This is a genomic window from Streptomyces melanosporofaciens (genome assembly GCF_900105695.1).
GTDB classification, from domain to species: domain Bacteria; phylum Actinomycetota; class Actinomycetes; order Streptomycetales; family Streptomycetaceae; genus Streptomyces; species Streptomyces antimycoticus.
This window is the reverse complement of record NZ_FNST01000002.1, coordinates 5,876,720-5,891,425: the sequence shown is the minus strand read 5'-3', so window position 1 is coordinate 5,891,425 and position 14,706 is coordinate 5,876,720. Positions and strand designations below refer to the sequence as shown.

The following is a 14,706-nucleotide window of genomic DNA, read 5'->3' as shown; positions in this document are numbered from 1 at the left end:
CGACACTGGGCGGGCATCCTGGACGAGGGTTGAGTGGCCGTGCGCGAGATCACCGAACTCGAACTGGTCCGCGCCACCGGCGGCCGCGACGAGCGGGCCGTACTGGAGCGCTACCTCCACGACGCCTTCGGCTGGACCCCCGTACCCGACCGTGCACTCACCCGGGCCCGGCAGGTGCAAGATCTCCTCGTCGCCACAAGCTGGCACCAGGGACCAGGAACAGTCGACCTGATGACCGCCGCCACCGCAGAACTATGCGGACTGACCTTGCTGCACTACGACGCGGACTTCGAAACCATCGCCAAAGTGACCGGACAACCCCACCAGTGGACCGCCCCACGCGGCAGCGTCGACTGACAAGGACAACGGCCACCATGGACCACGCCACACACCCGGCCAAGCACACCGACACGGCACCGCCCGACAAAACCACCACCCACACCTGGGGGGCATTCCTGAAAAGAGCCCGGCGCAGCCGCGGGATGAGCCAGCGCGCGCTGGCCCGGGAACTGGGCGTCAGCCAGGCCCGGATCGCACAGATCGAAAACGGAGCCAGCACCCCACAGATCGACACCATGGCCGCTTACATCACCGCCCTCGGCGGCGAGCTGACCCTGCGAGCCGACTTCCACGACCACACCACCCACACCACATGGCCCGAACAACACCCCACAGAAAGCTGACACGCACACAGGCAGGCCTCTTCACGTGACGGTGGCACTCTCCACGCTGACGACCCTCGCACCCTGCCCGATCCTGTTGCCCATTTACTGTTTGTGCTGGTCGGGGTATTGATCGTTGCGGCAGGCTGGTCTGGTGGCCGGTCCTTTTCGTTCCCGGTCACGGAGCGGGAGGGGTTGCGTGTCGATGGAGCCGCGGTCGTGGCCGGAGCCGGCGCCGGAGGTGGCTCGGGCGGTGCGGGCAAAGTACCGGGGACGTCAGGTGCCACTGCCGGTCGTGGTGCGTGATCGGCTCGGTGAGTTGTTCGGGGATGCCGAGTTCGCGGAAGCGTTCGCGGTGACGGGGCCGCGTGGCTGGTCACCGGGCCGCTTGGCACTGGTCACGGTGCTGCAGATGGCCGAGAACCTGACCGACCGGCAGGCTGCCGAGGCGGTGCGGGACAAACTCTCGTGGTCCTACGCGCTCGGACTGGGCCTGGAGGATCCCGGCTTCGATTTCAGCGTCCTGTCCCAGTTCCGTACCCGGGTCGCCGCCCATGGCCTGGAAGAGAAGGTGCTGGACTTGTTGGTGGCCAGGCTGGTCGAACAAGGCCTGCTGGCCGCGGGAGGCAAGCAGCGCACGGACTCCACCCACTGCCGGACAGCAAGACTCTCCCCGCAGTCCACCACCGTCTCCAGCAACGCGGGCTGCTGCCCGATGAGCACTATCTCGACTCCGGCTACGCCACCGCCGAACTCATCCACGGCTCAGTGAAGACCTACGGCATCGCACTGATCACACCGGTCCTGCTCGACACCTCCCCGCAGGCCAAAGCCCAGACAGGCTTCGCCGCCACCGACTTCACCATCGACTGGGAAACCGAGAAGGCCACCTGCCCCGCCGGACATACCAGCACCTGAAGGACTCTGTTGGTCGATGTGATCTGGGCTTTTGTCGATCAGGCCGCGTGGCTGAGGGCAAGTTGTTCGTAGTGGGAGATTCGTGTCGTGCCCAGCGGGGTTCCGGTCCACCAGGCGTCGAGTCGGTAGAGGTTGAGTGCGGCCGCGGTCAGGACCTGGGCCAGAGAGGTTTTGGCGAGGCCGCGGTAGCGAGTACGCCGGTGCGCCGCACTGCCTGCGAGATGGTGCCCTCCACCCCGGCCCTGGTGTGGTAGCGCTTCTTCCATTCCTCGGTCTGCTGTTCTGCCCGACGTTGTTGGAGGAGTTCGTGCTCTTCGCGCGGGAGCAGTGTCAGGACGCGGTAGGCGGCCGTGGTGCAGGTGTCTTTGGCCGGGCAGCTGGTGCATCCGGCGCCGGAGAAGTCGATGTGGACGCGGGGTTCGCCGCCGATGACGGTGTCGCTCCAGCGGGTGCTGATCCGGCCCTGCGGGCAGGTCGCCTGCCGGGTCTGCCAGTCGATACGGAAGTCGGTGGCGGCGTAGCCGCTGGTGTGCAGGGCCGGTCGGCCGCCGGCCTGCTTGACCGGCCCGATGACCTCGACGCCCAGTGCCCGAGCCTCGAGGATGATTTTCGCGCTGGTGTAGCCGCTGTCCACGTAGTGTTCGGTCGGCTTCAGGCCCCGCTCGGTCAAGGACTGGTGGACGGCGGCGGTGAGCTGGTGGTCGTCTGTCGTGGCGGGTGTGGTGGCCGTGCATGTGATCAGGTGGGGGAGGTCGTCGTCGCAGCTTTCGGTGAGATGGGTCTTGTAGCCGTCCCAGGCGGATCCCCGCTTCACCCCGCAGCGCGCGTCCGCATCGTGTGGGGAGACGATGCGTGCCGCTCCCGGAGGGCGTTGTCTGTTCCCGCGCCAGCGCACTCCGCGGGCGTCGCGCTGGTACTCCTGGGCCCACACGGTGCGCAGGAGCACGACCGCTTCGAGGCGGGCGAGGTGGGCGGGGGCCGTGGGATCATCGAGGGTGTCGAGGAGTTCGTAGCCGTCGCCCCCGACGTTCTCGGCGACACGGTGCGCTCGGTCTCGCCTTTGGGCAGCCGGTAGGAGTCGGCGCGCTGCCGGTAGCGCGCGAGCCAGTCCGCGTTGAGCGCGTCGGTGCCGGCCAGCCAGGCGGGGGCGGCCACCGCCAGAGCCTCCAGGGCGCAGCGCATGGTCTCGGTGACGAACTCCAGCCGGTTCAGGTCACGGATGCAGGCGATGACGTGAGTGGAGTCGGTGCGCGCCCGGCCGCCGGCCCGCAGCAGGCCCCGCTCGTTGCACTGCACGAGGATGGCGTCGAGGATCTGCTGTTCCAGTCCGTGGGCGATCAGCCGGTCGCGGAACTCGCTGAGCACCGAGAAATCAAAGCCAGGATCGGCGAGTTGGAGGCCGAGGGCGTACTTCCAGTCGATCCGGCCACGCACGGCATCAGCGGCCTGCCGGTCGGTCAGCCGCTCGGCGTACTGCAACACGCTCACCAGCGCCAGCATCCCCGGAGACACGGACGGACCACCTCGATGTGCGAACGCCGCCACGAACCGCTCGCTTTCAAACACCGCCCCGAACTCGTCCCTGATCCGCATGGCCAGACACCCGCGCGGGAACGCAGCACGGGCGACCCTCGCCGTGGACTCAGGCACCGCGGGCGCAGGCAACGAACGCATCGACATGATCTCCCTCTCGCCCCCAGGAAACAGACCCGACAACGAGCAGTGTCCACCGCACCCGAAGGTCATTTCAGGTGAACCATCACATCGACCAACAGAGTCCTGAAGGGTGTCAATATTCCGATCAGGCTGCTGAGCTGGGCTTTTCTGCGGATGATGAGGCAACCGGGGCGACGTGGTGCGGTACTCGTTGAGCAGTCCGCCGAGTACCTGGCGGCGCCTGACCGTGGCGGCGGGCAGAGGAATGACGTTCGGGTCGTCGTCTGGGGCACGTAGGTCCAGGCCGCGGTGGGCTCGTCCGGCGTTGTAGTGCTCGGCGTACTGGTCGAGGACCGTCCGCAGGTGTCGTTCACCGGTGATGAGGAGTCGGTCGGTGCACTCGGCGCGGGCTGTCCGTATCCATCGTTCCGCGTAGGCGTTGGCCCGTGGGCTTTGCGGCGGAGTCGGGATGACGGCTGTGCCGTTTCCGGCGAAGACGGCGTCAAATGCGGCGGTGAACTTGCTGTCCCGGTCACGGATGAGGAACCGGAAGCGCCCCGCTCTGTCGTCGAGGTCCATGAGCAGGTTGCGGGCCAGTTGGGTGACCCATGCGCCGGTCGGGTGGGCGGTGACGCCCAGGACATGGACGCGCCGGGTGGCGATCTCCATGACGAAGAAGACATAGAGGCGCTTGAGGAAGACGGTCTCCACGTGCATGAAGTCGCAGGCGAGCAGCGTGTGTGCCTGTGAGCGCAGGAAGGAACGCCAGGTCTGCTGGGAGGCGCGCTGCGGGGCGGGCGGTAGACCGAGGCGGCGCAGGACGCGCCGGATCGTGGCGGCCGCGGCCCGATGACCGAGCCGCCGTAGCTCGCCTTGGATCCTGACGTACCCCCAGGTTGGATTCTCTCTCGCCAAGCGCTGGATGAGCACGACCGTCTCTCCCGGCAACGCTGGCCGACCGGGTCCGACCGCCGCCTGGCGCCACTTCCAGCGCACCAGACGCCGGTGCCAGGTCAGCAGCGTGCCCGGGGTGACCAGCCGATGGCGGCGCAAGGCGGAGGGCAGGTGCCGCGCGAGAGCGGAGAGCACGGCACGATCAGCCCACGAAAACCGCGGCCGCTCGACCTGCCGACGCAGCACAGCGACCTCATGACGAAGCACGAGGATCTCAGCATTGTTCGCGGCGGTCGACCGGCCCAGCAAGAGCAAGGAGCCCAGTAGTCGACAGAAGATCAGGTAGAGCAGTCGCAGACCCACAATCACTGATCATGCCCGTACTCGGGCGATCACAAAGCCCCAGGTCAACCACAGTACGGCAATAAAGACACCCTTCAGGCCTCATCCACGAATACACGCAGGTCGCATAGGGGTGACACAGTTTCCGGCACCCACAGGCCGTCGAGGACCAGAGCTTCGGTGCAGACCGCGAACACATCCGCGATCGGCCCTCTGCCCTGCCGGCAGAATCCTCCGCGGTCCACGGCGGACGCCCGGACTCGCTCACCACCAGCGATCAACTACTGGCGCAGGACACCAGCGAGTACGAGGCCTGCCTCGACGTGTTCCGCTGGCTGCACCGCTGCATCGTCGACGCCATTGTTCCCGTCTCGGACACCGCACCCCAATCGCTTGTGAAGCAGAGTTCGAAGCAACACTATTCTCGCTGGTGGCAGCCGCCTCACCAGTGTCCTCACTCGAGGCCAAGCCCTGGTGTCCATTCGTGATTCATGTCCCCGCCGCGGGTGCCCGCGTCATTGCGCAGGCGACGGATCACAGGCCCAGGAGCCGTTCGGCGGTACCGTGGGCTATGCGGTTCTTGTCCTCGATACTCAGGTCCGCCTCCTCGAGGAACGCTGCGGCGCCTTCGTTTCCCACGAACGGATAGTCGACCGCGAGGACGATGCGCTCGACGCCAAGCGTCTCCGCACAAAACCGGAGCTGCGCCTGGTTCCACATGCCACTGGGCGTGATGTGGACATTGTGCTTGAAGTAGTCCGCGAACGGTCGGTCGAGTTTCGTGATCCCCTGAGGCAGCAACTCCTCGATCCTGTCGAGATAGAACGGGATCATCTCTCCCCAGTGACCGAGAATGACCTGGAGGTCCTGGTACTTGTCGAAGACACCGGAGAGCACCATGTGGATGAAGTGCTCTGCAGTCTCCACGTGCCACCCCCACGCTGCGGTCTGGAGTCTGCTGGTCACAAGCGGGGGGAGGCCCTCGTAGCTGACCTCGGTGACCGCACGCGGCGGCATCGCGGGGTGCAGGTAGATGGGCACACCAAGGCGGTTGGCCGTAGCCAGGACGGGGTCGAATCGCGGAGTGTCCAGGAACTCGTCCTCTGTGCGCCCGTTGATCAGCGTGCCGACGAAGCCCAGTTCGCCGACGCAACGCTCCAGCTCACTCGCGGCGGCCTCAGGAGCGGCAGTCGGCAGAGCGGCGAACGCGGCGAAGCGCCCGGGGAACGCGTTGACCGCTTGTGCGGCGGTGTCGTTCGCGGCACGGACGAGTTCCGGCGCCACGCCGGCGGGGGCCTGCTGCGCCCAGAGGCAGGACAGGACCTGGGTGGTGATGCCGTTCCGGTCCATGTTCGCGATCCGCTTCTCGCCGAGGTCCAGCAGCATGGACTCACTCTGCAGCGAGCCCGCGAACCCGGTTCCGGCTGCGTAGGCCGCAGCGAAGTTCGGGGCGAGTCGGTTGATGGTCGCACTGCTCGCCGCCGTGAGCGCAGGGTCTGCGAAGTGCTCTTCAAGCGTGATGATCTCCATGCAGCCACCCGGATAGAGGACAATGTTGTTTCTTAAATCGACGGTACAGGAACGCTTGAGCTGACGCCATGCCGAGTGAGCGGCTATAAAGGACACGATGAGCCGCTCCTCAGCCACCCGTTCGAAGGTCCGCGCCCCTGTTGCCACGGAACGGCCCACGCGTCGGCGTGGCACGGAACTGACTCAGGCGATCTATGAGGCGACACTGCGGGAACTTGCGGACACGAGTTTCGAGGAGTTGAGCTTCGAGTCGGTGGCGTCGGCCGCAGGCACCGGTAAATCCGTGCTCTACCGTCGCTGGAACACCACCGCCGAACTCGTCCTGGCGGCGCTCAAGGACTGTGAGGTGGGTCTGGCCAAGCCCGTGGTGCCGGACACCGGCACGCTTCGCGGAGATCTGATCGTGATCCTCTCAACCCTCGCCCAGGTTCTGGACGAGCCGCGTGGACGTGCCCTGTGGCCGCTGCTCATCCAGCGTGCCCGCCATCCCGAACTCTTCCACCAGATCATGGACCAGGTCAGCCGTCCCCACCGGATCGCCCTCTTCGAGTGCATCCGCGGGTTCGCTGACCAGGGCGAAGTCAGCCCGGCCAGGGCGACGGAACGCATCGCAGCCGCAGGCCCGCGCCTGATCATCGCCGAGTGTCTCGAGACGGGGAGCGTGGCCTATGACGACGTGGTGTCCATCGTGGACGAGGTGCTGCTGCCTCTGCTGACGTCGTGACAGCCTCGAGATCGAGCTCTCTACCCGCTCAAGAGCTGCAGAAGGCGCTGCTGCCTGGCGGCCGTACCCGCCTCGTGTCACGCCGTCTCGGCAGGTGCGGCGGTTATTGGCTGCATACACACGGACGAAATGTGCCCAGCACAGCGAGGCGCATCCTCCACCGCCGCGCTGGACACGCTGCATGGGCCCGCCGCAGGGGAGCGAGGTCAGCAGCTTTGAGCCCCGGGCGCTCCTTCTGGTCCCGTTCCTATGTCGTGACGACGATCTTGCCGGTGTGAAGCCCCTTTTCGAGGTGGCGATGTGCCTCGACGACATCGTCGAGCGTGAACACCTTGTCGATGGCGGGCTGTAGGGCCCCAAGGCGCACACCGGCGTTCAGGAAAGCCGACATGCGCTTGACCACGACATCGTCGAGTGTGTGCTCGAAGCTCTCGTAGCTGAAGATCGTCAGAGGTGCGCCCGTCGGGAAGGGTACGGGCTGAGGGTCCAGGAAGCCCGCGGCGACCAGTGTTCCACCGGGGCCGGCCGCAGTCAGGAGATTTTGCTGGCCGGGGCTCATGACGAGATCGAGGAGGATGTCGGCGCCGGTTCCGCCGGTGCAGTGGTGGACGGCTTCGGCGATGTCCGTCTGATCGGTGGCGATGGCCGCGGCCGCGCCCGTTGCGAGCAGGTCGTCCTTCTTCGCGGCGCGCCGGGTGATGGCGATGGGAACAGCGCCGATCTGATTGGCGATCTATACCGCGGCCCGTCCGACGCTGCCGGACGCGGCTGTGATGAGGACGTGGTCGCCGGGCCGCATCCGCGCTTTCTCGACGAGCGCGCCGAAGGCGGTGGAGAAGGCTACCCAGATCGCCGCCGCCTCCGTGACCCCGAGTGAGGCAGGCCGGACGATGACCCTGCTTGCGGTGACCGTGGTGTAATCGGCGTAGCTGTCCCTGACGCTGGCGTCCGGGATGGCCGTGAGGATGACCGGGTCGCCTATTTTCAGCCCGGTGACCTGCGGACCGAGTGCGTCGACGACGCCGGTTCCTTCGATACCGAGGCGAGCATGTGGCAGAGGGATAGGTACGGGCGAGGTACCGGAACGCACCATCTGGTCGAGCGGGTTGACGGCGCAGGCTTCGATCCTGATCCTTACCTCGCTGGCATTGGGCTTGAGGACTGGCTCTTCGACGATGTGCATGGCTTCCGGCCCGCCGACTCATCGAAGACGACGACTCTTGGCATGTGACTCCTCCACTTTCCATGCTGGTTTGTTGCTCGCGGACGATGTTACGGAACCGCTGGTTACCTTTTGGTACCTTCGGTGTCATGCAGAACGTGGCCGGATCAGCCTTAAAGGCGCTAACAAAGACGTCTGACGTGTCGGTGGGTGATCAGGCAGGTGGCGAGGCCGAGGAAGGCCTCGTGGATGTCATCGCGCCGCTCCCATCGGATCCGAAGCCGACGGAAGCCGTGGAGCCAGGAGATCGTGCGCTCGACGACGTAGCGGAAGATGCCCAGGCCGGAGCCGTGTGGCTGGCCGCGCTCGGCGATCACGGGGCGGATCCCGCGCTGCCAGAGCAGGCGCCGGTACTTGTCATGGTCGTAGCCTCGGTCAGCCAGCAGCGCGTCCGGCCGCCGGCGCGGCCTGCCGACCCGGCCCGCAACCGCAGGGATCTTGTCGAGCAGGGGCAGGAGTTGGGTGACGTCGTTGCGGTTGCCGCCGGTCAACGACACCGCGAGCGGGATGCCCTGGGCGTCGACGATGAGGTGGTGCTTGCTGCCCGGCCGTGCGCGGTCGACCGGGCTGGGTCCGCTTTGGGGCCCCTTCGGGCAGCCCGCACGTGCGAGGAATCGATCACCGCCCGGGACCAGTCCAGCTGGTTCTTCGATCGCAGCTTCTCCAGCAGCACCACGTGCAGCTTGACCCAGGCGCTGGCCTCGTTCCACGCGGCCAGCCGCCGCCAGCGGGTCATGCCCGAGCCGAAGCCCAACTCCTGCGGCAGGTACTCCCACTGGATACCGGTATGCAGCACGAACAGGATCCCGCACAGCGCCTGCCGGTCCGGCACCCGAGGTCTGCCCTCCACCAGCTTCGGACCCGGCTCGGGCAGCAACGGCTCGATGAGCTACCACAGTTCATCCGACACGATCCACGGCCGCGACTGGCGCTTCCCCATAACCGGACCAACGAGCAGACAAGCCAACAGTCACATGATCAACCGCTTTTGTTAGAGCCAGTAAGAGACCCGCCATCTCCTGGCTGCGGGCCTGAGGCCCCGGCAGAGCGGCGGCCCGCTCGGTCACGCGTATCCGCCACCGGCCGGCCGTGGAGCTCCGGCGCTCGAGGCCCGACGGCGCCTGCCCGCGCGGCGCTCAGTCATGGGGCCAGTGCGGCCGCCCACCGCGTGAAGATCTCGGCGTACCGCGCCGGGTCGGACTGGTGCATCATGTGCGACGCGTCCGGCACCGACTCGTAGTCAACCCTCACCCCCGCCGACTCCATCAACAGCCGGGCCTGCGCGGCCTGCTCGTCGGAGAGTGCCCCGAGCAGGTTCCCGGTCTCCGGGTCGGTGCCGCGCATGTGGTGCGTGAGGAGCACCGGCGTGTTGACCCGGGCCAGCATGCGCTCGTGCGGGCAGTTCAGCCCGACGGTCCCCTCGTGGAAGGCCCGGGCCCATTCCGGGTCGTACTCCTTCAGGTGCTGCGGAATCCCGTCGGCCACGAAGGACCGCGCCATCGGCGACGCCGAGGCGCCGGCCGCGCGGCAGAACCCCTCCCAGTCACTCACGCTCCACTGGTCGCCGAGATACGTGCGGAACAGTTCGAACACCGGACCCGCCCCCTGCCGGACCGAGTGACCATGTGCGGGGACGAGTTCGGACGCGAAGAACGGCGGGTCCTCGCACAGGACGCCGCGGAGCTGACCGGGCATGGAGTACGCCGACAGCCACGCCGCGAGGACGCCGCCGGAGGAATTGCCCGCGACGACGACGGGCCGCTTCACCACCAGGGCGATGAACCGGACCAGGTCGTTGCCGAAGTTGTCGAGGCTGTACCGCTTCGGGGTCCAACTGCTGCGCCCCTGGCCCCGCAGGTCGACGGCGTAGACGTGGAAGTGCTCCGCGAGGAGGCCCATCGCCTCCTCGTACGACCACCAGGATCCCGTCTGCTCGGGGATCAGCAGCACGGCGGGCCGGTCCGGGTCACCGGCCTCGGCGTAGTTCATGGTGATCTCGCCGAGATCGACCTGCTGTTCGGGGTAGGCGTGCGGGACGTGGACGTCGCGCAGCGCGGGGCTGGTTACCATTGTGGTCTCCTCGGTCTGTGCTGCCCGTCGTTACGGGCGGACGGCGCTTCCCGCGGCCCGGCGCCGGTGATCAGAGCCGGCGCCCGCCCTCACCGGGTGGGCACGTCACTGAGCTATTATTCGAACCGTGGCAGACGACGCGCACCGACGATTCCGATGAGTGGAACACCGGTACAAGTCCCGCGCTCGGGCAGGCCGTTGCGCGGCGAGCCGGTCCTGGAGCGAGCCTTCCGGGTTCTGGGTGCCTTCACCGAGGCCGGCGAGGGCCTGGCACTCCACACACTCGCGGCCCGGGCGGGCCTTCCGAAGAGCACCATGTCCCGGATCGCGGCCCAGCTGACGGAGGTGGGAGCCCTCGAACGCCTCGACAACGGCGACTTCGTCGTCGGCCTGCAACTGCTCGAGATCGCCTCGCTGGCACCCCGCGGTCACGGACTGCGCGCCGCCGCTCTGCCGTTCATGCAGGACCTGCACCGGGTCACCGGCCAGCACATCCTCCTCGCCGTGCGCGACTGCGACGAGGCCGTTCTGGTCGAGCGGCTGTCCGCACGGGGCGCGGTGGCGGTCAAGTACCGGGTCGGCGGACGCCTCCCCCTCATCGGGACCGGCATCGGCATCGCCCTGCTGGCGCACGCCCCCGGGCGCATACAGAAGGAAGCGCTGGCCGGCGCGGACAACGCGGCCTGCGTCCGCCGGCTCCTGGCCACCGTACGCACGGACGGCGTCTGCGCCGTGACGGTGCCCAACCCACTGCGCTCCGGGCCCACCGCAATGTCGACCGTCGCCGCCCCGATCCTGAACCGCCGCGGCGACGCACTGGGCGCGTTGTCGTTGGTCGCACCCGATGAGGGCGGGCCCCGTACCGCGGCCGTGACGGCGCTGCGCAGGGCGAGTCTGGCGATCTCCCGGGCCGCGAGGCCGTGAACCACGCCTGCGCCGGACAGCAGACCGGCGCCCGTCGGCGGGAACGCCCACGGCCCGGTCCCCTGTCACCGTTCCGGCCGTCCACGGCACCACCACCGTGGACGGCCGGAACGGCACACCGCCCTCCGCCTGCTTCGGCCGCGCAGCTGCCGGCGCCTTAGTGGTCGGCTCCGTAAGCCCTTCGGGGGTTGACTGCGGAGGCGGTGCTGTGGGCTGCGTCTGGTCAGATGTCGGGGGCGGCGAGGTGGAGTCGGCAGGCGCGGTCGAGTGCGTCCGCGGGGGTGCCTGTGGCGCTGCCGGTGGGCAGCAGGGAGTCTTTGTAGCGGTCGCTGCTGGCCAGGTAGAGGGGGAAGCCCCACCTGCCGACGGCACCGGCATAGCGCAGCCGCATCAGCTTGCCCCGTGTGCCATGGGCCAGTTCCGCCTCGACGTAGGCGAAGGCTCCGCGATGGCGGACGTGCAGCTGATCGATCTGCGGCCAGGTGGTACGGGCGCGCTCGCCGAGGCGCGCCTCCACGGACAGGCGGGTGTGTTCCGAGGGCGTAAGCATGGCACCCATCCTGCCCGGCAAGCCGGGCCCGGGGACGCGGCAGGCTACGGCCTGTCCTTGATCCGCTTCTCTCGATCGGCCTGTCTGCCGTGCCTGTTGCCGCTGCCCGTCCAATCACCTTGCGTGCTGCCGAGCGCGAGCGGCTGGAACTGATGGCCTACGGCCACAAGACTGAGTACCGGCTGCGGATGCGCGCGCAGATCGTCCTGCAGGCCGCACGCGGACGCTCCAACGCGCGCATCGCCCGGGAGACCGGCCTGCATCCGGACACGGTCCGGTGCTGGCGCGGCCGGTTCGCCGACCAGGGCCATCAGTGTTTCGAGTTCGGTGCTGTTCCGGGGGTGAGTGCGGTTGCCAGGGCGGCGAGGCGGTCATGTTCCTCGGGTGTGAGACGGCTGAACCGGTCGGCGACCGATTCGGCGAAGCGCTCCCGTAGGCGCACAATCAGCTGTTCGCCCTCCTGGGTGGCCGTTACGCGATTCACCCTGCGGTCCTCGCTGTCGCGCTCTCTCGCCAACAGCCCCCGCCTCTCCAGCCGGTCGATCATGCCGGTGACATTGGTCCTGTCGCAGCCGAGAGTGGTGGCCAGTTCACTGAAGGACGGCCGATCGGACGTCAGGACGCACAGCAGCTGGGCCTGCTGAGTGGTCAGGCCGAACTCGCGCCCGATGAGCGCGTAGAGGGCGGCGGCCTCGCGGTGCAGCGTGGTTACGGCGGCAGCAAGGGCATGCGAGGTCATGAGGGACAGTCTAGATGATTGACCTCATCGACTATTTAGGAGAGCATCTCGCCTATCGATATCACCACCTTTTGAGGGGCTCGGACATACGCATGAACAGCAAGATCGCAGTCGTGACGGGAGCGTCCCGGGGGATCGGGCGCGCTGTCGCCGAACGGTTGGGGACGGATGGAGCGCGGGTGATCGTCAACTACCACTCGGACGCGGTCGCGGCGAAAGACGCCGTGGCCGCCGTCGAGCGTGCGGGCGGACGGGCCACCGCAGTGCGAGCCGATGTGCGCGACGCGACGCAACTGAGCTCTCTGGTCAAGGCGGCCGTTACGGAGTACGGCGGGCTGGACGTCCTCGTCAGCAATACCGGGATGGCGCGCCCCACATCCCTGGCGGACGCCACGGACGAGGACTTGGAGCGGCACTTCGCCATCAACACCCGGCCCGTCTTCAGAGCCCTGAAGGAGGCCGCACTCCACATGCGCCACGGTGGGCGGGTCGTCGTGATCTCCAGCGGTGCGACCGTCGTGGCGCATCCTGGCGCGGGCCTCTACGCCGCGAGTAAAGCGGCAGCCGAGCAACTGGCCCGGGCGGCGGCACACGAGCTCGGACCGCGCGGAATCACGGTGAACAGCGTGTTGCCCGGCGCTACCCGCACCGATGCCCTGCAAGCTCAGATGCCGGCTGACGTGGCCGCATCCATCCGTAGCCAGACGCCCCTCGGCCGCCTGGGCGAGCCGGCCGACATCGCATCGGTGGTCGCGTTCCTGGTCTCGGACGAAGGCGCATGGATCAACGGCCAGACCATCCACGCAAGCGGTGGCCTCTTCTGAGGTGCCCTGGCAGCTGTTGTCCTTCCGTGCCTGATGACGGCGTCTTCGCTGGTCAGGCACGGAGTCGCTGAACCGTGGAAGTCGTGGCCTGTGCGGCTTCACGGCGCAGCAGCACGTTCCCGCGCTCCGGCTCACCGACCCGCCCGCTGGAGTACTCCCTACCATCAAGGAGAGTCATGTCCGACCCCCTGGCCGGAAGCCCGGCCGAAGCGACCGCGTCGGTCCCTGCATACCCGATGCCCAGGGCGACGGGCTGCCCATTCGACCCGCCCCCGGCACTCAAAGCGATGCAGCGGAAAGGACCCCTCACCAGGGTTCGCACCTTGGACGGCAGTACCCCCTGGCTCGTGACCGGCTATGCCGATCTGCGTGCCCTGTCCCTCGATCCGAAGATCAGCGCCGACAACACTCGGCCCGGATACCCGCAGACCGTTCCCAGCGACGGCGAGGACGCCCTCAGCTTCATCGTGATGGACAACCCCGAACACGCTCGGCTGCGACGCATGGTGACCGCGCCGTTCACGGCGAAGAAGGTGGAGAAGCTGCGGCCCTCCGTGCAGAGGATCGTGGACGGCCTGATCGACGACATGCTCGCCGGGCCCACCCCGGTCGACCTGGTGGAAGTGTTCGCGCTGCCCGTGCCGTCGCTGGTGATCTGCGAGCTGCTCGGTATCCCCTACTCCGACCACCATTTCTTCCGAGAGAACACCCACGTCATAGCCAGGCGGTCGACGTCCCCCGAGGACCGGACGTCCGCCCTGGCCAGGCTGACCGACTACCTCGGCGACCTGATGGGTCAGAAGCTGTCCCACCCCGCCGACGACCTGCTCTCCGGTCTCGTGCCCAGGGTCAAGGCGGGCGAGCTGACCCGGCAGGACGCCGCCCAGATGGGCGTCTTGCTGCTGCTCGCCGGGCACGAGACCTCCGCCAACATGATCGCGCTCGGCACGCTCGCCCTCATGGAACACTCCGAGCAACTCGCCCTGCTGCGTGAGTCCGACGACCCGACGTTCATCGCGGCGGCCGTGGAAGAACTGCTGCGCTATCTGACCGTCGTCCAGGACCGTCCTCGGGTGGCGCGGGAGGACATCGAGATCGGCGGGCAGCTGGTCCGGGCCGGCGAGGGCCTGTTCATGTCCTACGACATGGCCAACCGCGACCCGGAGAAATTCCCCGACCCCGACCGCCTGGACCTCCGCCGTGACGCCCGCCGCCACGTCGCCTTCGGCCATGGGGCGCACCAGTGCCTCGGTCAAACACTGGCCCGGATCGAGCTCCAGGTCGTCTTCGGCACCCTGCACCGCCGCATCCCCACATTAGAGGTCGCAGCGCAGCTCAAGAAGCTCCCCTTCAAGCACGACGCGCTGATCTACGGCGTCCACGAACTGCCCGTCACCTGGTGACCCCCAGTCCCCCGTAGCCGACACGACGACACCTTCCGGCCCTGTCCGACCATCAACGAGTTGAGAGGTGCGTGTGGAGCTTGCCGAGCCGAGAGGCGAAGCGCCAGGGCAGTGTGCGATGGCGGCCCCCGAGGCGTTCGGCCAGCGCCAAATCGGCGTCGCCTTTCCTGCCAAATGAGGTGCCCGGCGCAGAGTGCGAGGTGGCCCTGGGCGGCCCGGCAAGCCTCACGAGAACACGGGCCACGAGT

The 14,706-nt window shown here is 67.8% G+C and carries 15 protein-coding genes and 3 pseudogenes; 8 read left to right on the top strand and 10 right to left on the bottom strand.

Annotated features, from left to right (window positions below; genetic code table 11):
* Positions 1–39 precede the first annotated feature (39 nt).
* The 3 genes and pseudogenes from BLV72_RS28355 to BLV72_RS28345 form a co-directional block, all read left to right on the top strand.
* Positions 40–357: a PIN domain-containing protein gene (locus BLV72_RS28355; RefSeq protein ID WP_244321026.1), complete on the top strand. Its 318-nt coding sequence runs from the start codon at positions 40–42 to the stop codon at positions 355–357.
* A gap of 17 nt (positions 358–374) precedes the next feature.
* Entirely contained in the window at positions 375–683 is a 309-nt protein-coding gene (locus tag BLV72_RS28350) for a helix-turn-helix domain-containing protein (protein WP_093465757.1), read from the top strand.
* 184 nt (positions 684–867) lie between these two features.
* Positions 868–1,577, top strand: a pseudogene (locus BLV72_RS28345) (transposase); the annotation flags it as partial.
* A 151-nt stretch (positions 1,578–1,728) separates the two neighbouring features.
* On the opposite strand, the gene BLV72_RS52485 reads toward BLV72_RS28345, so the two are convergent.
* The 4 genes and pseudogenes from BLV72_RS52485 to BLV72_RS28330 all read right to left on the bottom strand — a co-directional run bounded on the left by BLV72_RS52485 (position 1,729) and on the right by BLV72_RS28330 (position 6,002).
* Positions 1,729–2,394 (bottom strand): transposase, encoded by a 666-nt coding sequence (locus tag BLV72_RS52485; protein WP_483153934.1) that lies wholly within the window; start codon positions 2,392–2,394, stop codon positions 1,729–1,731.
* Entirely contained in the window at positions 2,391–3,173 is a 783-nt protein-coding gene (locus BLV72_RS52480; RefSeq protein ID WP_483153943.1) for a transposase, read from the bottom strand. Before BLV72_RS52480 ends, BLV72_RS52485 begins: the two co-directional genes overlap by 4 nt.
* Before the next feature lie 219 nt (positions 3,174–3,392).
* Positions 3,393–4,493, bottom strand: a pseudogene (locus BLV72_RS51575) (integrase core domain-containing protein); the annotation flags it as partial.
* 513 nt (positions 4,494–5,006) lie between these two features.
* Positions 5,007–6,002 (bottom strand): amidohydrolase family protein, encoded by a 996-nt coding sequence (locus tag BLV72_RS28330; protein WP_093465756.1) that lies wholly within the window; start codon positions 6,000–6,002, stop codon positions 5,007–5,009.
* A 97-nt stretch (positions 6,003–6,099) separates the two neighbouring features.
* On the opposite strand from BLV72_RS28330, the gene BLV72_RS28325 reads away from it, so the two are divergent.
* Complete coding sequence (locus tag BLV72_RS28325) at positions 6,100–6,726, top strand: TetR/AcrR family transcriptional regulator (RefSeq protein WP_093465755.1); 627 nt, start codon at positions 6,100–6,102, stop codon at positions 6,724–6,726.
* Positions 6,727–6,973: 247 nt separating this feature from the next.
* Here the strand turns inward: BLV72_RS28325 and BLV72_RS50160 are convergent, their stop codons facing one another.
* The 4 genes from BLV72_RS50160 to BLV72_RS28310 form a co-directional block, all read right to left on the bottom strand.
* Positions 6,974–7,426: a zinc-binding dehydrogenase gene (locus BLV72_RS50160; protein ID WP_342030723.1), complete on the bottom strand. Its 453-nt coding sequence runs from the start codon at positions 7,424–7,426 to the stop codon at positions 6,974–6,976.
* A 33-nt stretch (positions 7,427–7,459) separates the two neighbouring features.
* Entirely contained in the window at positions 7,460–7,909 is a 450-nt protein-coding gene (locus BLV72_RS50155; protein ID WP_244321020.1) for an alcohol dehydrogenase catalytic domain-containing protein, read from the bottom strand.
* A 161-nt stretch (positions 7,910–8,070) separates the two neighbouring features.
* Positions 8,071–8,834, bottom strand: a protein-coding gene (locus tag BLV72_RS28315) for an IS5 family transposase (protein ID WP_425288537.1) whose coding sequence is annotated in 2 segments (ribosomal slippage) — positions 8,071–8,531 and positions 8,531–8,834 — 765 coding nt in all. Because the reading frame shifts where the segments join, the coding sequence is not laid out codon by codon here.
* Positions 8,835–9,088: 254 nt separating this feature from the next.
* Entirely contained in the window at positions 9,089–10,018 is a 930-nt protein-coding gene (locus BLV72_RS28310) for an alpha/beta fold hydrolase (RefSeq protein ID WP_093465753.1), read from the bottom strand.
* Between the two features lie 156 nt (positions 10,019–10,174).
* Here BLV72_RS28310 and BLV72_RS28305 point away from each other — a divergent pair, with 156 nt between their 5' ends.
* Positions 10,175–10,942 (top strand): IclR family transcriptional regulator, encoded by a 768-nt coding sequence (locus BLV72_RS28305; RefSeq protein WP_093465751.1) that lies wholly within the window; start codon positions 10,175–10,177, stop codon positions 10,940–10,942.
* 223 nt (positions 10,943–11,165) lie between these two features.
* Here the strand turns inward: BLV72_RS28305 and BLV72_RS28300 are convergent, their stop codons facing one another.
* Positions 11,166–11,492: a hypothetical protein gene (locus BLV72_RS28300; RefSeq protein ID WP_093465749.1), complete on the bottom strand. Its 327-nt coding sequence runs from the start codon at positions 11,490–11,492 to the stop codon at positions 11,166–11,168.
* 152 nt (positions 11,493–11,644) lie between these two features.
* Between BLV72_RS28300 and BLV72_RS51570 the strand changes: the two are divergent.
* Positions 11,645–11,746 (top strand): annotated as a pseudogene (locus BLV72_RS51570) (hypothetical protein); the annotation flags it as partial.
* A 56-nt stretch (positions 11,747–11,802) separates the two neighbouring features.
* On the opposite strand, the gene BLV72_RS28290 reads toward BLV72_RS51570, so the two are convergent.
* Complete coding sequence (locus BLV72_RS28290; RefSeq protein ID WP_093465748.1) at positions 11,803–12,231, bottom strand: MarR family transcriptional regulator; 429 nt, start codon at positions 12,229–12,231, stop codon at positions 11,803–11,805.
* A gap of 14 nt (positions 12,232–12,245) precedes the next feature.
* Between BLV72_RS28290 and BLV72_RS28285 the strand changes: the two genes are divergently transcribed.
* Both BLV72_RS28285 and BLV72_RS28280 read left to right on the top strand, forming a co-directional pair.
* Positions 12,246–13,055 (top strand): SDR family oxidoreductase, encoded by an 810-nt coding sequence (locus tag BLV72_RS28285; protein WP_244321018.1) that lies wholly within the window; start codon positions 12,246–12,248, stop codon positions 13,053–13,055.
* Between the two features lie 176 nt (positions 13,056–13,231).
* The gene (locus tag BLV72_RS28280) at positions 13,232–14,458 is read left to right on the top strand and encodes a cytochrome P450 (protein ID WP_093465746.1); all 1,227 of its coding nucleotides are present in this window, start codon (positions 13,232–13,234) and stop codon (positions 14,456–14,458) included.
* Positions 14,459–14,706 lie beyond the last annotated feature (248 nt).